At 59.6% G+C, this 17,510-nt stretch carries 21 protein-coding genes; 6 read left to right on the top strand and 15 right to left on the bottom strand.

The features are described 5' to 3' along the window. Positions 1-5: 5 nt before the first annotated feature. The gene (locus tag ACQZ5G_RS08845; RefSeq protein ID WP_003524515.1) at positions 6-1,007 is read right to left on the bottom strand and encodes an aldo/keto reductase; all 1,002 of its coding nucleotides are present in this window, start codon (positions 1,005-1,007) and stop codon (positions 6-8) included. A gap of 117 nt (positions 1,008-1,124) precedes the next feature. Here ACQZ5G_RS08845 and ACQZ5G_RS08840 point away from each other — a divergent pair, with 117 nt between their 5' ends. Continuing rightward, entirely contained in the window at positions 1,125-2,015 is an 891-nt protein-coding gene (locus tag ACQZ5G_RS08840; protein ID WP_448737171.1) for a LysR family transcriptional regulator, read from the top strand. On the opposite strand, the gene ACQZ5G_RS08835 is transcribed toward ACQZ5G_RS08840, so the two are convergent. From ACQZ5G_RS08835 to ACQZ5G_RS08820, 4 genes are all read right to left on the bottom strand, one after another. Further along, complete coding sequence (locus ACQZ5G_RS08835) at positions 2,016-2,459, bottom strand: GNAT family N-acetyltransferase (RefSeq protein WP_003524518.1); 444 nt, start codon at positions 2,457-2,459, stop codon at positions 2,016-2,018. A gap of 1 nt (position 2,460) precedes the next feature. Further along, on the bottom strand, positions 2,461-3,411 hold the full coding sequence (locus tag ACQZ5G_RS08830) for an aldo/keto reductase (protein WP_448737172.1): 951 nt from the start codon (positions 3,409-3,411) through the stop codon (positions 2,461-2,463). Between the two features lie 108 nt (positions 3,412-3,519). Continuing rightward, positions 3,520-4,503 carry a GlxA family transcriptional regulator gene (locus ACQZ5G_RS08825; RefSeq protein WP_448737173.1) on the bottom strand — a complete coding sequence of 328 codons (984 nt, stop codon included), beginning with the start codon at positions 4,501-4,503 and terminating at the stop codon, positions 3,520-3,522. Continuing rightward, positions 4,503-5,063 carry a cysteine hydrolase family protein gene (locus ACQZ5G_RS08820; protein WP_448737174.1) on the bottom strand — a complete coding sequence of 187 codons (561 nt, stop codon included), beginning with the start codon at positions 5,061-5,063 and terminating at the stop codon, positions 4,503-4,505. Before ACQZ5G_RS08820 ends, ACQZ5G_RS08825 begins: the two co-directional genes overlap by 1 nt. Positions 5,064-5,243: 180 nt before the next feature. On the opposite strand from ACQZ5G_RS08820, the gene ACQZ5G_RS08815 reads away from it, so the two are divergent. Next, on the top strand, positions 5,244-6,227 hold the full coding sequence (locus tag ACQZ5G_RS08815) for a Gfo/Idh/MocA family protein (protein ID WP_003524537.1): 984 nt from the start codon (positions 5,244-5,246) through the stop codon (positions 6,225-6,227). Here ACQZ5G_RS08815 and ACQZ5G_RS08810 read toward each other — a convergent pair. Both ACQZ5G_RS08810 and ACQZ5G_RS08805 read right to left on the bottom strand, forming a co-directional pair. Next, positions 6,224-6,595 (bottom strand): hypothetical protein, encoded by a 372-nt coding sequence (locus ACQZ5G_RS08810; RefSeq protein ID WP_448737175.1) that lies wholly within the window; start codon positions 6,593-6,595, stop codon positions 6,224-6,226. The genes ACQZ5G_RS08815 and ACQZ5G_RS08810 overlap by 4 nt on opposite strands. A gap of 12 nt (positions 6,596-6,607) precedes the next feature. Next, a complete protein-coding gene (locus ACQZ5G_RS08805) occupies positions 6,608-6,850 on the bottom strand; it encodes a hypothetical protein (protein ID WP_003524539.1) in 243 nt (80 codons plus the stop codon). A 189-nt stretch (positions 6,851-7,039) separates the two neighbouring features. On the opposite strand from ACQZ5G_RS08805, the gene xseA reads away from it, so the two are divergent. Beyond that, positions 7,040-8,638, top strand: coding sequence for an exodeoxyribonuclease VII large subunit (gene xseA, locus ACQZ5G_RS08800; RefSeq protein ID WP_448737176.1), 1,599 nt, complete (start codon positions 7,040-7,042; stop codon positions 8,636-8,638). Here the strand turns inward: xseA and ACQZ5G_RS08795 are convergent, their stop codons facing one another. The 3 genes from ACQZ5G_RS08795 to ACQZ5G_RS08785 form a co-directional block, all read right to left on the bottom strand. After that, positions 8,639-9,841 (bottom strand): mandelate racemase/muconate lactonizing enzyme family protein, encoded by a 1,203-nt coding sequence (locus ACQZ5G_RS08795; protein ID WP_448737177.1) that lies wholly within the window; start codon positions 9,839-9,841, stop codon positions 8,639-8,641. A gap of 57 nt (positions 9,842-9,898) precedes the next feature. Beyond that, positions 9,899-10,606 (bottom strand): FadR/GntR family transcriptional regulator, encoded by a 708-nt coding sequence (locus tag ACQZ5G_RS08790; RefSeq protein WP_003520144.1) that lies wholly within the window; start codon positions 10,604-10,606, stop codon positions 9,899-9,901. A 107-nt stretch (positions 10,607-10,713) separates the two neighbouring features. After that, the gene (locus ACQZ5G_RS08785) at positions 10,714-11,214 is read right to left on the bottom strand and encodes a MarR family winged helix-turn-helix transcriptional regulator (protein ID WP_448737178.1); all 501 of its coding nucleotides are present in this window, start codon (positions 11,212-11,214) and stop codon (positions 10,714-10,716) included. 81 nt (positions 11,215-11,295) lie between these two features. Here ACQZ5G_RS08785 and pecM point away from each other — a divergent pair, with 81 nt between their 5' ends. Next, complete coding sequence (gene pecM, locus ACQZ5G_RS08780) at positions 11,296-12,159, top strand: 4-hydroxybenzaldehyde efflux transporter PecM (protein WP_448737179.1); 864 nt, start codon at positions 11,296-11,298, stop codon at positions 12,157-12,159. 6 nt (positions 12,160-12,165) lie between these two features. Here pecM and ACQZ5G_RS08775 read toward each other — a convergent pair whose 3' ends face one another. The 3 genes from ACQZ5G_RS08775 to ACQZ5G_RS08765 all read right to left on the bottom strand — a co-directional run bounded on the left by ACQZ5G_RS08775 (position 12,166) and on the right by ACQZ5G_RS08765 (position 14,329). After that, positions 12,166-13,404, bottom strand: coding sequence for an aminopeptidase (locus ACQZ5G_RS08775; protein ID WP_448737180.1), 1,239 nt, complete (start codon positions 13,402-13,404; stop codon positions 12,166-12,168). A gap of 88 nt (positions 13,405-13,492) precedes the next feature. Next, on the bottom strand, positions 13,493-13,969 hold the full coding sequence (gene ybaK, locus ACQZ5G_RS08770) for a Cys-tRNA(Pro) deacylase (RefSeq protein ID WP_125145165.1): 477 nt from the start codon (positions 13,967-13,969) through the stop codon (positions 13,493-13,495). Between the two features lie 12 nt (positions 13,970-13,981). Then, a complete protein-coding gene (locus tag ACQZ5G_RS08765; protein WP_448737181.1) occupies positions 13,982-14,329 on the bottom strand; it encodes an ArsC family reductase in 348 nt (115 codons plus the stop codon). 237 nt (positions 14,330-14,566) lie between these two features. Between ACQZ5G_RS08765 and ACQZ5G_RS08760 the strand changes: the two genes are divergently transcribed. Next, positions 14,567-14,734 (top strand): hypothetical protein, encoded by a 168-nt coding sequence (locus tag ACQZ5G_RS08760; protein ID WP_003503889.1) that lies wholly within the window; start codon positions 14,567-14,569, stop codon positions 14,732-14,734. Positions 14,735-14,932: 198 nt separating this feature from the next. Here ACQZ5G_RS08760 and ACQZ5G_RS08755 read toward each other — a convergent pair whose 3' ends face one another. Both ACQZ5G_RS08755 and ACQZ5G_RS08750 read right to left on the bottom strand, forming a co-directional pair. Beyond that, on the bottom strand, positions 14,933-15,649 hold the full coding sequence (locus ACQZ5G_RS08755) for a 2'-5' RNA ligase family protein (protein ID WP_448737591.1): 717 nt from the start codon (positions 15,647-15,649) through the stop codon (positions 14,933-14,935). A gap of 91 nt (positions 15,650-15,740) precedes the next feature. Further along, entirely contained in the window at positions 15,741-16,442 is a 702-nt protein-coding gene (locus tag ACQZ5G_RS08750) for a methyltransferase (protein ID WP_448737182.1), read from the bottom strand. Between the two features lie 359 nt (positions 16,443-16,801). Between ACQZ5G_RS08750 and ACQZ5G_RS08745 the strand changes: the two genes are divergently transcribed. Beyond that, entirely contained in the window at positions 16,802-17,380 is a 579-nt protein-coding gene (locus tag ACQZ5G_RS08745; protein WP_448737183.1) for a TetR/AcrR family transcriptional regulator, read from the top strand. Positions 17,381-17,510 lie beyond the last annotated feature (130 nt).

Genomic DNA, 17,510 nt, shown 5'->3' with positions numbered 1-17,510 from the left:
TGTTTTTATCGGTTGGCCATCCGTGACATCTGTTCTGGGTAACGCGCGCCGGCGACTTTTGCGGGCGAAAGCAGCGCGCCGAGGCTGGCGGCTTCTTCTGCCGTCAGCGACACCTCCGCTGCGGCAACATTCTTTTCCAGATTGGCGATTTTTGTCGTGCCGGGAATAGGAACGATGAAGTCGCCCTGTGCCAGCACCCAGGCCAGCGCCAGTTGTCCGGCGGTCACACCCTTCTCAGTCGCCATGTCCTCCAGAAGCTTGATGAGCGCCAGATTGGCGTCGAAGTTTTCGCTCTGGAAGCGCGGCAGGCCGCGGCGGAAGTCGTCGGATGCAAGGCCGTCGAGCGACTTCAGCGCGCCCGTCAAGGCACCGCGCCCGAGCGGGCTGAAGGGGACGAAACCAATGCCAAGCTCACGGCAGGTCTCCAGCACGCCGTTTTCCTCCACGTCGCGGGTCCACAGCGAATATTCGCTCTGTATGGCCGCAATCGGATGAACGGCGTGCGCTTTGCGAAGCGTTTCGGCACTCGCTTCCGAAAGGCCGAGATGCTTCACCTTGCCCTGCCGGACCAGCTCGGCCATGGCGCCTACCGTGTCTTCGATCGGAACATTCGGATCGACGCGATGCTGGTAGAACAGGTCGATCTCATCGACGCCAAGGCGTTTGAGAGAGGCTTCGGCGACGGCGCGCACATTTTCCGGGCGGCTGTCGGTGCCCACCATCATCTGGCCAGCGGGTTTACTGGTGTCGATTTTGAAGCCGAACTTGGTGGCAATGACCACCCTGTCGCGATAGGGCTTCAAACCCTTGCCGACAAGGATTTCGTTATTGTAAGGCCCGTAAACCTCTGCCGTATCGAAAAAGGTGACGCCGAGTTCGACGGCGCGGTGCAGCGTGGCAATTGCGCTGCTCTCATCGCCGGTCGGGCTATAGGCATGTGTCATGCCCATGCAGCCGAGGCCGAGCGCCGAAACGGAAAGGTTGTTTCCAAGGGTTCTTTTTTTCATCTGTACGTCCTTCCATAAGGAACCGCCCATCGTTAAGGGCGTGATGAGAAAATAGCGTCTCAGGGCGGTAAAAATAATCGCTGCAAATCCGCTTGGGTTGTTCTATCATTTAGAACAATGAACCGTGTGCAACTCTCCCAGCTGGCTGTTCTCGCCGCCGTTGCCGAAGGCCGCAGCTTTCGCAAGGCCGCCGCCGAACTTGCCATTGCCCCTTCCGCCGTCAGCCATGCGGTGTCGTCGCTGGAGGCAAGCCTTGGGCTGCGCCTGCTTCATCGTACCACCCGCAGCGTTTCACCAACAGAGGAAGGCAAGCGGCTTCTCGAGACGCTTGGCCCGGCGCTTGCCGATATCGATGCGGTCATCGAGACGCTCGCCGAGCAGGGCGGAAGACCGGCCGGCCCCCTGCGCATCACCCTGCCGCGACTTGCCGCTGAGGACCTCATCGTGCCCCGACTGGGCGAGTTCCTGCGGCTCTATCCCGATATTTCACTCGAAATCTCAACCGACGATCGCTTCGAGGATATTGTCGCGAAAGGTTTCGATGCCGGTCTGCGGCTCGGGGAGCATCTCGATGCGGATATGATTGCGGTGAAAGCCAGCGGCGCATGGCGCGGCGCGATTGTTGGCGCGCCCGCCTATTTCGTAGAAAACTCACCACCGCAGAATCCACGGGATCTTATTCGGCATCGCTGCATTCGCCGGCGTTTCGCCAGCGGCCTTATCTATCGCTGGGAACTGGAGAAGAATGGCAAGCCGCTGGTGGTCGATGTGCAGGGACCGCTGATCCTGTCGGACCAGAGCCTCATTCGCAGGGCTGCCATCGACGGGGCAGGGCTTGCCTTCGTTTTCGAGCAGCGTGTCGAGGACGATATCAGGGAGGGAAGACTGACCCGCGTGCTTGAGGACTGGTGTGCGCCCTTCGATGGCTTCTATATCTATTATCCCTCGCGCCGGCAGATGCGGCCGGCGCTGAGGGCTTTTGTGGATTTCTTCCGCTTCAGGAGTTGATCAGAACTTGATGCGATAGCGGATATGGCCGTCGCTTTTAACGTAGCTGTCATAGAGCTTCTGGGCGCGGTGATTGTCCTCGCCGGTATGCCAGTATAGCCGTGACCAGCCCTTATCCTTGCAGATGGCGACAAGATCGTCCATCAGCGCCCGGCCCGTTCCCTTGCCGCGGATTTCGCCATCGACGAACAGGTCCTCCAGATAGCAGTCGGGCGTCTTTACCCAGGTGGAATCATGGAAGTGGTGAATGGCGAAACCGGCCATGCGGTCGCCGAGCAGCGCCACCCGCATGGAGACGCGGGATGCGGGATCGAGAATGCGCGCCCAGGTATGCTCGGTCACCTCATCGGCAAGATCGACATCATAAAAGGCAAGATAGTCGTTCCACAGGCGCAGCCATTCCGCCCGGTCAGCCGGCTGCGCGTCGCGAATTCTAAGCTCCATGTTATGCGCCCGCCTTGTCGAGCAGCGTCATCATCTCATCCGTCAGCTTTAAGTTGACGGCGCGTTTGAAGCTTTCAAGCTGGGACAGGCTGGTGGCGCTGGCGATTGGCGCGGTTATCGCCTTCTTTCGCAACAGCCAGGCCAGCGCAATATCCGCGAGCTTCGCGCCGGTTTCCACTGCCACCGCATCCATGGCACCCAGAATGGCAAGCCCGCGCGTATTGACATATTCGCCCACGCGATAGCTGCGGGCGACGCCTTCCGTATCGGCCTTGGCACGATATTTCCCGGTGAGGAAGCCGGCGGCGAGGCTGTAATAATTGATGACGCCGATCTCTTCCTTCTCGCAAAGCTCGGCAAGTGGACCTTCGAAATCCTTGCGGTTATAGAGATTATACTCGGGCTGCAGCACGTCATAACGGGGAAGATTGGCTTTTGCAGATGTGTCCAGCGCGTCCTGAAGCTGGCTTGCGGAATAATTGGAGCAACCGATGGCGCGGATTTTTCCCTGCTCCTTCAGCTTGCCGAAAGCGGCGAGCGTTTCCTCCAGCGGCACATCCGCATCCGGCTTGTGGGCGAGGTAAAGGTCGATGTAGTCGGTTTGCAGCCGCTTCAGCGACGCTTCCACGGCCTCCGCGATCCACTTGGCGCTGAGGCCTGTCTTCTGGCCGCGATTGTCAAAACCAACCTTGGTGACGATTACCGCATCTTCGCGCCTGACGCCCGACTGCTTCAGCCATTTGCCGATGATCGTCTCGGACTCACCGCCCACATGCCCATCCACCCAGGCGGAATAGACATCCGCCGTGTCGATGGCGTTGAACCCGGCGTCGAAAAAGGCGTCGAGCAGGGCAAAGGAAGTCTTCTCATCCGCTGTCCAGCCGAACACGTTGCCGCCGAAGACGATCGGGGCGATGGAGAGGCCGGTGCGGCCGAGGCTTCGTTTTTCCACGGGGAATGCTCCTGTTGCTGTCTTGGTGGCAAGGTAGCAACTGCTCATCCGCATAACCATTCAATTCCTTTGATGGCATTCATCAGGCAGCGGCAGGGTTTGAGATTATCAGGCCTGAAAACCGCGATAATGGCTGGGCGGGTAACGATTATGCCGCTGCCACACGCGCCGTAAATGCCGGGCGGAGGCAAAACCCGCCCGTTCGGCAATGGCTTCCATATCCAGGCGGCTGTTGGCGAGAATGTCGCGGGCGAGATTGACCCGCATCAGGTTGACATAGTCGATGACGCTGATGCCGGTATGCTCGCGAAACAGGCGCGACAGATGCCTTTCGCTGAGCGCCGCAATATCGGCCAGCCGCTCCAGTGACCATTCCTGCGCCGGCTCGGCCATCACACGGTCCTGAACCCGGTGAATGGCGGGGTGGATGTGGTTGCGGCCGGTGAGCCAGGGGGAGATTTGCGGATCGCTGCCGCTGCGCCTGAGATAAACCACCATGGTTTTGGCAATACGCGCGGCGACCGCCGGGGATGTCAGCCGGGAAACCACATGCAGCATCAGGTCGATGCCGGTGGAAATACCGGCACTTGAGAAGCGGTTGCCATCCTCGACGAAAAGGCGGTTTTCGGCCACCTGGGACAGCGGCGCGATACGGCGCAGCCCTTCAACGCAATCGGCATGGGTCGTGCAGTTGCGCCCGTCGAAAAGCCCGGCTTCGCCCGCCAGCAGCGCGCCGGAACAGATGGAAATGACTGTCGTATCGGGGCGCACCGCGCGGCGCAGCCATGCCGTCAGCGCCTGTCGCTCTCGTCGTGTCTCCGGATCGTTGTCGAAGCGTGATGTGCTGCCGGAGATCAGCAGGAAAGCATTTTCCGGCAGGGTCTCAGGCAAGCTCTCCAGCCCCGAAAGCGCAAGGCCGATGGAAGATTGTTGTTTGTCAGTCGCGGCAATGTAGCGGCAGTCGAAATGGATGCCCCGCTGTTCCCCGTTGGCATAACGGATCACTTCGAGCGGACCGGCAATATCGAGCAACAGCGCATGTGGCGGCACAAGCGTATAAAAGGGAATGGTGCGCGTGCCGCCTTTATCCATCAGGCGGCCTCTTTCACGGCGGCAAGTGCGTCATCGACGGTCACGATGTGCGCGAAGCGGCCGGCCAGCACCAGCTCGGTCCGCTTGCGGATATCGTCCGGGCTGAAGACGGTGCCGGAAGCGTGTGTCATCGGGAAAGTCAGCGTCGCTTCTGTAACGTAATCGACGCTGTAACCAAGATCGGAAGCGTGCCGGGTGGTGGTTTCACAGCATTGTTCGGTACGGATGCCGGAGACGATCAGCCGGTTGATGCCCTTCTGCGTCAGCCAGATTTCGAGGCCGGTGCCGGCAAAAGCCGAATGGCGGTTCTTGTGAAAGGTGACATCAGGGGCAATCCGCACACCCTTCAGCGCCCGGATATAGCCGCTGTCTTTTGAAAAGGCCCGGTCGCCGTCGACATGGAAGATTTGCACGACGGGAATGCCCGCAGCCCTTGCACCGTCGATCAGTGCCTGCTGCTTCTCCAGATAGGCGGCAAGCTCGCTTTCTTCGAAGTAAGGGGCGTGCCGAAAGGATTCCTGAACGTCGATAACAAGCAGTGCTGTATGGGAAGAGGACATTTCATGTTTCTCCATTGGGTTCATGCATAGCATAATTCTTCTAATCTAGTTCGGAGAAAAGCAGGCATTCCGACAAAGACAGGACAAATTCAGCCATGCCTTGTTCTGTCATGCATCTGCGGCTTGCCAGACCGTGTGACGATGGTAAGTTTCCGACGGATGGCAGAGCGGGAGAATGGAATGCTGCGTTTTGGAATAATCTCAACGGCGAAAATCGCTCAGGATCACGTCATTCCGGCGATACAGGATGCGCAGAACTGCGTGGTCAGCGCCATCGCCAGCCGTGACCTCGCCAAGGCCCGCGCGGTGGCGGATCGTTTTTCCGTGCCACACGCCTTCGGCTCCTATGAGGAGATGCTGGCCTCGGATGTGATCGACGCCGTCTATATTCCGCTTCCGACCTCGCAGCATGTGGAATGGACCATCAAGGCCGCCGATGCCGGCAAGCATGTTCTGTGCGAAAAGCCGATTGCATTGAAGGCTGGGGAGATCGACCCCCTCATCGCCGCGCGTGACCGCAACCGTGTTATCGTCTCGGAAGCTTTCATGGTCACCTATGCGCCCGTCTGGGCGAAGGTGAAGGAATTGCTGGCGTCCGGCGCGATAGGCACACTGAAGCATGTTCAGGGCGCTTTCAGCTATTTCAACCGCGATCCCGGCAATATGCGCAATATTCCCGAACTGGGTGGCGGCGCCTTGCCGGATATCGGCGTTTACCCGACCATCGTTACCCGCTTCGCTACCGGCGCGGAGCCCCGGCGCGTACAGGCCACCGTCGAGCGCGATAAGGAGTTCGGCACGGATATCTATTCCAGTGTCAGGGCCGATTTCGGCGGCTTCGAACTGAGTTTTTATCTGGCAACACAGCTTGCCGCCCGTCAGCTCATGGTTTTCCATGGCACTGAGGGGTACATTGAGGTCAAGTCTCCCTTCAACGCCAATCGCTGGGGTGCGGAAGAGATCGAACTGACCAATCAGGCCCATAACCAGTCGCAAATATTCCGGTTTCAGGATAGCCGCCAATATAAGCTGGAGGCGGAGGCCTTTGCCCGTGCGGCGAAGGGCGAGGGCGACGTGGTTACGCTGGAAAGCTCGAGAAAGAACCAGCTTTTCATCGACGCTATCTACCGGGCAGCGGAAAAGGATGGCTGGGAGACGGTTTAGTCCTGATCTTGCCGTTGCTTTTGAAGCCGCCAATGGCCGTAAAGCGCCAGCGCCAGCGCTGCCAGCGCTGAAAAGGCAAGTGGGACGAGCGGCTGCACCAGCGGGTTGCGCCATTGCAGCAGGGCAAACAGCCCGACGCTGACGATACGTGAGGTGAGTGTGACCGCATTCATCAGAAAGCTGTTCAACCTGGCTGACGCCTCACCATTTACACGGTTCAGCCGCCAGCTTGTTGCAAGCCCCGTTGCCGCGCCCGGCAAACGGGCGGCCAGGGGATCGACGCCGAGATAGAAAATAAGCAGACAGGTAACGGCAAGGTCGGCGGCCAGTCCGCAAATCTCGGTCAGCGCAAAGCGGGAAAGCCTCAAGACCGTGGGCTTTTAGAGGGTTGGCTGGGTGGAACGCGGGCGCTGCAGCAACAGAAGGCCGAGGACGACACCCACGACACCGAAATTGTAACCGGCGAGCGCCAGAAGCAGCGACATCAAGGGCACGGCCGTGGAAGAAAGTGCAATCGCCACGCCATAGGCACCGATAATCATCATGCAGATGAAAACGATGCTGAAAACCGAACGGAGCGCAACTGCGGTTACGCCGAGCGCTGTGGCGGTAAGAAAAATCATGATGCCGCCTCCTCTTTGGTTGCCGGGCCTGGGGCAAGACGTAACGCCGTTTTCCCTAACGAACCCTTGTTTCCTCCTCCAATCCCCATTTTCCTAACTCGTTAGTTGAGGATATGGTTTCATCGCCGTTAAAATGAGGCCGGCCGGTGCCGGCATTTCCGAATCGACGGGTTTTGGTTACAAACGGGCATGAGCGATATCTTCTCCCACGCAGCATTGAGCAATCTTGCCGAGTTCTCGGTCTCCGAACTGTCGGGGTCCATAAAGCGCACGGTGGAGACGGCTTTCGAGCAGGTGCGGGTGCGCGGCGAGATTTCCGGCTATCGTGGGCCGCATTCTTCAGGTCACGCCTATTTCTCGCTGAAGGACGACCGCGCCCGTATCGATGCGGTGATCTGGAAAGGCACCTTCTCGCGGCTGAAGTTCCGACCGGAAGAGGGCATGGAAGTCATCGCCACCGGCAAGGTCACAACTTTTCCCGGCTCGTCGAAATACCAGATTGTCATAGAAAGCCTCGAGCCTGCCGGCGCCGGCGCGCTGATGGCGCTTCTCGAAGACCGCCGCCGGCGTCTGGCGGCGGAAGGGCTGTTCGATGCGGCCCGCAAGCGCCGGCTGCCCTTCATGCCGCATGTCATCGGCGTCGTCACCTCGCCGACAGGCGCTGTCATTCGCGATATTCTTCACCGCATTTCGGATCGCTTTCCTGTCCATGTGGTCGTCTGGCCGGTCAAGGTGCAGGGGGAAGGTTCGGGCGAGGAGGTGGCGAACGCCATTCGCGGTTTCAACGCGCTTCAGCCCGGCGGTGAGATTGCGCGGCCGGATGTGCTGATTGTCGCGCGTGGCGGCGGCAGTCTGGAGGACCTCTGGAGCTTCAACGACGAAATCGTCGTGCGCGCCGCTGCCGAAAGCGAAATTCCGCTGATTTCCGCCGTTGGGCATGAAACCGATACGACCTTGATCGACTACGCTGCCGATGTGCGTGCGCCGACACCGACGGGGGCCGCCGAAATGGCCGTGCCGGTGCGTGCGGAACTGGAAGCGCAGCTTTCCGGCCTTGCCGCGCGTCTTTCAGGCTCTGTATCGCGGCAGATGGACAATCGCCGTCAGGGCGTGCGGGCGCTGGTGCGGGCGTTGCCGTCTCTCGATCAGCTTCTGGCCCTGCCACGCCGCAGGTTCGACGAGGCCGCGAGCGGTCTCGGGCGTGGACTGGAATTGACAACCCTCAACAAGCGCCGCGCCTTTGAGCGATCCGCCTCGGGTCTCAGGCCGGAAACCTTGCTGAATGGTCTCAAACAGCACAGGCAACGGATTACCGAGCGCATGCACCGGGCCGAGACCCTGGTGGAGCGCCGTCTGCTGCAGGGAAAAGGCCGTGTCGATGCCTTTGATTCTTCGCTGCGTTCGCTTCCCGCCCGGCTGCTCGGCCAGCTGGAACGGCAGAAAGAACGCATTGTCACCGCTGCACGTCGTGCCGATACAGCCGTATTGCACCGCATGGCGCAGAACCGTGCGGGCCTTGCCGCCCATGACCGCATCCTGCAATCGCTGTCTTATAAAAATGTGCTGAAACGCGGTTATGCCGTGATCCGCGACGAGGAGAACCGGCCGCTGACCCGAGCTGCCGCTATCGCTTCAGGTGCTGTGGTCTCGATGGAATTTGCCGATGGCCGCGTCTCGGCCATCACGACGGGGGAGGGAGCACCATCCCCTGATAACCCCATAGTGCCAAAAAAGAAGCCGGCGAAACCGGTTTCTTCCGATCCGGGCAATCAGGGCAGCCTGTTCTGATCAGATCGACGCCGCATCCGAAAAACGGCGGCTGACGGTGAAGGTCTTTTCGATATCGGGATGCAGTTCCATGCCAAGGCCGGCGCCCGGCGGCACGGTGATCATGCCATTCTTCACCTCAGGCAATGCGGTGACGAGATCGCGATACCAGGTTTTATAGAAGGCGCGCACGCTTTCCTGCACCAGCGCGTTCGGCGCGTTGAGCGACAGATGGGTGGAGGCGCAGAGCACCACCGGCCCGGTGCAATCATGCGGGGCGACCGGCAGATGCCAGGCTTCCGCCATTGAAGCGATCTTGCGCGCCTCCGAAAGCCCGCCGCACCAGCTGATGTCCAGCATCACCACACCGGCAGCACCTGTCTCCAGTAGATCGCGGAAGGCCCAGCGGGAGCCGAGCGTTTCCGAGGCGGAAATCGGCGCAGGCGAAACGGTGGCATAACGCGCCAGGCTGGAAAGGCTGTCCATCTTGATGGGGTCTTCATGCCAGAAGGTCTGGTAGGGGGTGAGCGCCTTGGCGATCTGCATGGCGGGCAGAAGCTGCCACATGGAGTGAAACTCCACCATGATATCCATCCTGTCGCCCACCGCCTTGCGAATTTTCTCGAAAGGCTCGAGCGCACTCTTCAGGTCCGGCATCGAAATATATTGCCCGCGCGTCTTTTCCGCCGCCGCATCGAACGGCCAGATCTTCATGGCCGTAATACCCTCTTCCAGCAGCGAATGGGCAAGCTCGTCAGCGCGGTGCAGGAAGCCGTTGAGGTCGTCGTAATCCTTGCCGCTGGAGAGGCCGTAATTGGCCGTCTGCTGCCCGGTGGCCTTCTTGATATATTCGGTGCCCGCGCAGGTATTGTAGGTGCGGATTTCCTTGCGGCTGAAACCGCCGAGCAGCTGGGCGATGGGCTGGTTTGTGGCCTTGCCGAAAATATCCCACAGCGCAATATCGAAGGCGGAATTGCCGCGCACTTCCGCGCCCGATGAACGGAAGCCGAGATAACCGACGAGGTCCTGCGCCAGAAGGTCGATCTGCAGCGGATCGCGCCCGATTACGCGCGGCGCGATATATTCATGCACATAGGTCTCCACCGTCTCCGCTCCGAAGAAGGTTTCGCCGAGCCCGGTAATGCCCTCGTCCGTATGGACCAGAACCCAGAGCAAGTTCGTCCGTTCCGCCACGCGGACGGTCTCGAGTTTTGTGATTTTCATGAAGTGTCTCCTCCTCCAGAGGCAGGTCGTGTTCCGTCTGGAACCGTGTTTGAAAAATCAGGCGATGCCGGCTGCCAGAAGCGCGTGCACGCTTTCATCGAAATGCCGCGCCATCAGTGTTGAAGCCGTTTGTGGATCGCCGGCGGCAATGGCCTGTCCGATGGCGATGTGAAGTTCGCTTGCGGCATGGCGCTGCGCATCGGATGTGCGGCTTTTCCAGCCGATCGGCCATGTCTGGCGCGTCACGTTCTGGAAAGCGCCGAGAATGAGTTCGAAAACCGGGTTCTTGGAGGCTCTGGCAACGGCGATGTGAAAAGCAAGGTCGTGTTCCATGACCTTGTCATTGTCGCCGAAATCCCGCTCCATATTGTTGGCATGGTCGAGAATGGTGAGCGCTTCCGCATCCGTGCGCCTAAGCGCCGCCAGAGTTACGGTTCTGACTTCGATCGTGCGGCGCACGTCGTAAATCTGCTGGATGTTGATCTGTTCGGTATGAATGCCATGTTCGAACATCAAGGACATTGCACCGTGATCCAGCGTCGCCACAGTGGCGCGCTTGCCGGCGCTGACATCGATCAGCCGCATGGCCGAGAGGGACCGGAAGGCCTCACGAACGACGGTGCGGGAGACACCGAGCTGCTGCGAGAGCGAAAGCTCGCTGGGGAGCTTCGCTCCCGGTGCAAGTTCGTTTTCGCGGATATGGCGGGTGATAGCGCCGATCGTGCTGCTGACGAGACCGGATTCATGCGAAATGGCAGTTAACATTTTTCCTCCAACCTGTAGTACAGGTTTATGGAAAATTGCTTACAGGATTTTTGGGAGCGAAACAAGCGCCATCACGAATCCATTGTGTGTTTGTCGGGCCGAAAAGCCTACTTTTCGAAATCCCGCAAAAACCGTTTCAGCAGCCGGTTCAGCGTCGCAAGCTCTTCTTCGCTGAGACCGGCGACCAGGCGGTGCTGGTTTTCGACGTGAGCGCCTGCCGCTTCCTCGACAATGGCAAACCCGTGTTCCGTCAACGATATCAGGACGCTGCGCCGGTCGTTCGGGTTATGGATACGCTCCACCAATCCGGCTTTCTCGAGCTGGTCGATCCGGTTGGTCATGGTGCCGGAACTCACCATCGTCATGGCCAAAAGATCGCCGGGGGAAAGCCTGTAGGGTGAGCCGGAGCGCCGCAATGTAGCCAGCACATCGAAAGCGGAAGAGGAGAGCCCGTGCTTCAGCAACACCGCCTCCACCTCCCGGCCGAGATGGGTGGCGAGACGGTTCAGGCGCCCGAGCAGCCCCATGGGGCCGACATCGAGATCGGGTCGCTCCCTGCGCCATTGCGCCAGAATGTGATCCACGTGGTCCAGCGGTTCTTTGCTCATCACCAAGGCATAACAATTGATGTCTTGACGTCAAGATAAAATCGGCTAGATTGCATTTATCTTGATATAGAGATTCTTGAAATGAAGAAAAATACGACCTATGCCGCCGATGTGCTGGTGACCGCCCTTGCCCCGGCCATCTGGGGAACCACCTATTTCGTGACGACCGAATTTTTGCCGCACGGTTATCCCTTTCATGTCGCGATGCTGCGCGCATTGCCCGCCGGCGTGCTTTTGCTGCTTTTCGTAAGAAAGCTGCCGCACGGTATCTGGTGGCCGCGCAGCTTCATTCTCGGGGCGCTGAATTTCTCGTTCTTCTGGGCGATGCTTTTTGTGTCGGCCTATCGGCTGCCGGGCGGCGTGGCGGCAACGGTGGGTGCAGTCCAGCCCCTGATCGTGATTGGCCTTTCCCGGCTGTTTCTCGCGGCACCCGTTCGGCCGCTGGCCATCGTGGCCGGTTTTCTCGGCATTGTCGGCGTTGCGCTTCTGGTTCTGGCGCCGGGTGCTGCGCTGGATGGTATCGGTGTGGCGGCAGGTCTTGCCGGTGCCGTCTCCATGGCTTTTGGAACGGTGCTGACCCGCAAATGGCGGCCGCCGGTATCGAACCTCACGTTTACCGCCTGGCAATTGACGGCGGGCGGCCTTCTGTTGCTGCCGGTCGCCTATTTCCTGGAACCGGCCCTGCCGACGCCGACAACGGCCAATATTCTCGGCATGGCCTATCTGGGACTTATCGGTGCCGCCCTGACCTATTTTCTGTGGTTTCGCGGGCTTGCCCGCATCGAACCTTCCGCCGCCGCGTCGCTCGGTTTTCTAAGCCCGGTTGTTGCAACCCTGCTCGGCTGGCTGGCGCTCGGCCAAAGCCTTACGCCAGCGCAGATCGCCGGTTTCGTTGCGGTGCTTTTCAGCATCTGGCTCAGTCAGCGCAGCCAGTTACCGAGATAGGTGTCGTCAGGCCCATTCGCCCTTGCGCATCACCGGAAGCGTGGAGCCGTCCGGCTTCACACCGTCAATATCCACCTTGTCGGAACCGATCATCCAGTCGATGTGGATCAGGCTCGAGTTGCCGCCCTGCGCCTTGATCTCATCCTGCGACAGCGAAGCGCCGTCGAGGAAGCATTTCGAATAGCATTGGCCAAGCGCGATGTGGCAGGAGGCGTTTTCATCGAAAAGCGTATTGTAGAACAGGATGCCGCTTGCCGAGATCGGCGAGGAATGCGGCACCAGCGCCACTTCGCCGAGACGCCGCGCGCCCTCGTCGGTGTCGAGCACCTTGTTCAGCACCGCTTCGCCCTTCGAAGCCTTGGCTTCGACGATGCGGCCGGCTTCGAACTTCACCTGGATGTCATCGATCAGCGTTCCCTGATGCGAGAGCGGCTTGGTGCTGGAGACGTAACCGTCGACACGCAGCGCATGCGGGGTCGTGAAGACTTCTTCCGTCGGGATATTCGGGTTGCAGGTCACGCCATTCTTGGCGGTGGAGGCGCCGCCATGCCATTCATGGCCGTCCGCGAGGCCGATCTTCACATCCGTGCCGGGGCCGGTGAAATGCAGCGCAGAGAAGCGCTCGCCGTTCAGCCATGCCGAACGTTTGGCGAGATTGGCATTGTGCTGCGCCCATGCCGCGACCGGGTCGGCCAGATCCACCCGCGATGCGGCGAAGATGGCGTCCGCGAGCTTGCGAACAGCTTCGTCTTCCGCGAGATCGGGGAAGACCTGCTTTGCCCAGGAGGGATTCGGATAGGAGATGATGTTCCAGTTGATGTCGAAATTGGAAATCTTCTCCAGCGCCGGCTTGTAGGCCGTGGAGTTGGCCTTGTTGGCGCGGGCTACTTTGGCGGGGTCCTGTTCGGCCAGCAGCATGGGGTTGTCGCCGGCAATGGCCAGCCGCGCCGCGCCATTGGCGTAGGCCTTCGCCATGCCTTCATAGAGCCAGCCGGAAGCCCGGTCGAAATTGGCGTCGCTGGCGTGGCGATAGCGGGCAAGCGTGGTTTCTTCGTCGGAATAGAAGGTGGTGACCAGCCCGCCACCCGCCATATAGGCGTGTTTGGTCAAAAATCGCACCAGCGGCAGGGCCGCCAGCGGTGCGGTAATCACCAGATCCTGATCCTTCTGCAATTGCAGGCCGACCTTGACGGCGACTTCGGCCAGTTTTTCGAGTTTGACGGGATCGATGGGGGAAACGGTCATGATCTGCCTTCGTCTATTTCAATAGGAGGCGCCGACCATAGCCCATTCCTTCCGAAAGCCAAATGCTTTCAGGCGCGCCTCTTGCGCTTCAATCGGCGACCAGCGGCGCGGCAATCGCCTTCAGTGCGCTTTGGGCATCGCGGGGCGAAAGCCTCACCTGCAGGCCGCGTTGCCCGCCATTCATGTAGACATAATCATGCGCCATGGCACCGGCCTCGATGGCCGTCGGCACCTGTTTCTTCTGCCCGAAAGGGCTGATGCCGCCGACATGGTAACCGGTGGCCCGTTCCGCATCGGCAGGCCTCATCATGCTGGCGGATTTGCCTCCGAAGGCGGCGGCCAGCTTTTTCATGCTGACCTCGCGATCCGAAGGGACGACGACGCAGACCGGTTTGCCATCGAGTTCCGCCATCAGCGTTTTCAGCACCAGATGCGGTGGCTCACCGATCGCCTCGGCCGCCTGCAGGCCGATGCGATCGGCATTCGGGTCGTAGTCATAGGTGACGGTGGTGAAGGCAACGCCGGCCTTGGTCAGCATCTGGGTGGCGCGGGTTGTTTTGGACATGGCGGGCTGCGTTCACGCAAAAAGGGTCTGGTAGGTTTCAGGCTTGAAACCGACGGTTATCCTGCCTTTCGCCTCCAGCACGGGACGCTTGATCATGGAAGGCTGTTCCAGCATCAGCCCGATGGCCTTCTCATGGGTGAGATCGGTCTTCTGGCCGTCATCGAGTTTCTTGAAGGTGGTGCCGGCGCGGTTGAGAACCGTTTCCCAGCCCGCGGCATCGCACCATGTTTCCAGATGGGCACGGTCGATGCCGGCCGCCTTATAGTCATGGAAAGAATAGTCGACACCGTTGGCTTCCAGCCAGCTTCTGGCCTTCTTCATCGTGTCGCAGTTCTTGATGCCGTAAATCGTGACCGTCATGCCTTCTGCCTCTTCGTCTCTAAAAGCACTTCCGGCATAACAAAATATCCGTCTTATTCAACCCGCCTGCTGAAGTGCCCTGCGCATATACCCGGTCCCGGTGCCTAAGCCATGCAAAATCGCAATGGCTGATATCCAAATGAGCGCGAGCAAAGCTGCATGGCTTCCCTGCTGCATCATGAGTTGTAGAACGGGCCGGAAATGCCCATTATCTGGGCATCAAAGATGGAGAGAAAAATGCGTCAGGTTGCAAAGACATCGCGTAACTTCTTCGGTGAAACTTTCGCCGTTCTCGGTGCAGCGCTCTCGGTTTCGGCCGCTGTTCGCGCACATCGCAAGCCCGCCCGCGCCGATCTCGAAGCCCTCGGCATCGACGGCAAGGCGTTCGACAAGGTACAGCTCTAAGCTGGTCATTATCCGTTGCGAGGCGATATCGCCTCGCTTGCGCTCGGGATCGATAACCGGATCGGTTTTCGGCTGGCGCGGCGGATGTGCGGCTGGCGGGAAAAGCGCCGGATTCGCACAAGAAGGTTCCGCATAGTTCCCAATGGAGAATGCGGAAAAATTGTCGGTATCAAAGCGCTATGCCGCTTCAGGTGCATGTTATCGCACCGACGCCCTTTGTGTCGGCCGTTTCGAAGGTCCGATCACTTTTTCCGGCAAATGTAGCTGGTTTTCAGGCCGCTCGTAACGCTCCGCTTTCGGCGAGAGTGCGAAGCGCCCGAGCAACTCATGCCGTGTTTCGCCATTGTGGCTGAAAACGAGTTCGAAGCTCCCCGCCAGCCAGCTATAGGGTTTGTCAGCCGGCATCAGCTCAATTTTCCCGCAGCCGTAGATCACGGTGAGATGTGGCGCAAACGACGATGCGGCGACATAGGGCAGGTTTGCCCGCCGCAGGGCGCGCTGCACCATTTTCGCCAGAGCCTTAAGGTCCTGCATTTCGCGGCTGCTGTGTAGCGCCAGACTGTTGCGATTGCCGAAAAGCGATGTTCCATCGAATGTGATCGGAACGGGCCGCGCCTTGATCTCCCCCAGCGCTGCTTTCAGCCTCTTTACCAGCCCGTGAGGTACGGTCTCGAAACCTCCGATACAGAGCAGGCTTATATGCAGAAGCTCCGGCGGATAGGCCTCACGCTTCGTCCGCCCTGCGGCATGGTGCGACGCATCGGCAAAAATTCGTTCCGCCAGGGCTGCCGGCGGTTTCACCGTGATCAAGAGCTTGCTGCTAAATCGCGGATTGAAACGCCGTATTTTCTCCGGCTCCCATCCTTCGAAGAAAAGCTGCCTTAAACCTCCTTCATCTGCCAACCCGAAACCCATAGCGATGCTCCATGGCCTTTGCCCGGGCCGGGATATTATCACTAACGACAATAATTTAAAGAACAAAAAGAGAACAATTGTCTTGTGACGCTTACCAGATGCCGGGAAATAGCCGATAGCGCCTTTCACGGGCATAATCAGCATAGCCGGGCAATTCGGCCTGGAGCAGACGATCTTCCCAGCCGGTGCGCAGGATCAGCAGGGCGATGGCCAAAGCGGCGGGGAGCAGGGCCACCCAGGAACCCAATGCGAGCGGTATGCCGGTGAACATTGCGATTGCGGCCGTGTAACCGGGGTGGCGCACGGTACCGTATGGGCCCGACGTGATCACCCGCTGTCCGCGCTCGCTTTGGATGCGGACACCCGGCTCGAAGAACGGATTGACGGCCTGGGCCCACGCCGTAACCGCAATGCCGCCGACAAGCAGGATATACCCGAGCAGAACGGTCCAAAGCGGCACGACGGACCAACCCATCCGGCCGGCATCGAGTGCCGCAACCGGGATTTCAGCGGCAAAAGCGAGAAGGATACCGGTGACGAGGAACAGGTCCCATGTTTTGGTGCCCGGCTGGAACCGGCTGCGCGCGCGGAAAATGACCGGGTTCACACGCGCCAATACCAGCGCGGAAAGGCCAAAGGCGGCGACGACGACCGCGAGGAAAACCAAGCCCGGACACCAGTCGATCCGGCCCGCAGGCAGAAAGATCAGGGCCATCAGGCTGAGCGGTGAAATAATGGCGTAGAGGATCGCGGCGGCACGTGACATCGGCTTCGGATCGACATCGTTTGTCATCGATGGGCTCCTCCCATTGTCCTTTGCAGGCAAATGTAACCTATCCTAACGGACTGCATGGCATTAGCTAAAGCCATGCCGGACCGACGGGTGCTCTGCAAAGGATGGTCGAAATACTGGCGAAAAAGGGCGCAAAGTCAAACGTGCAAGCGGCTTCGTGGCTCGTCAACCGCATGACACGAGCTTCTGGACCGGGACGATGCGGCCTCGGTTCGGGGCGTGGATCAGCTGCCATCGGCCTTGGAATAGGCCCGCCATATCCGTCACGCGCACTCGGTCTCCGGCACGCTCTGGTCGGCGGTCATAGGCTAAAACCGCCTGGCGTTGACATTCTGCCTACTAGTTGGTAGGTAACTCTCATGAAAAATCCACAGACCAAAGCCGATGAAATCCTCCGTTGCGCACGCTCCCTGATCATAAAGGGCGGCTATAACAGTTTCAGCTATGCCGATATTTCCGCTGTGGTCGGCATTCGCAATGCGAGCATTCACCATCATTTTCCCAGCAAGTCTGATCTAATCCAAAAACTTGTTGCGCAATACAGGCAGGAGGCGGAAGCCGGTATCGCCGAACTGGAGCGAAACATTTCCGACCCGCTTGAACAGCTCCGCGCTTATATCGGCTATTGGGAGGGCTGTATCGCCGAGGCCACTCACTCCTTCTGCGTCTGCGCTCTGCTCGCCAGTGAAATTCCGGTTCTGCCTGAAACAGTCGCTCTTGAAGTGCGCGCGCATTTTCGAAGTCTCTCCGACTGGCTCACCGCCGTTCTGGAACGCGGCGTTGCCCAGGGGCGCCTCGCGCTCAACGGAACCGCCAAAGCCAATGCTGAAATCTTCATGGCCACCGTGCACGGCGCGATGCTTTCCGCCCGTGCCCATGGTGATGCGACGACTTTTGGCGCAATAACCCGCCCCATGCTGGAGCGCATGACCGCTTGAAATCGGAGTTTCGCGAGGGAGCTCGATGCATGACCTGAGTGGCAGGCCACCGAAAAAATAGACCGTATCAAGCTGGCAGATTTGTCGATGACGGTCTGCTTCCCGGACCACCACGTCCTTTTGGACGAGA

This window comes from Agrobacterium sp. 22-214-1 (genome assembly GCF_053522465.1).
The sequence above is the reverse complement of the archived record's forward strand: the minus strand, read 5'-3'. Positions and strand labels throughout refer to the sequence as shown.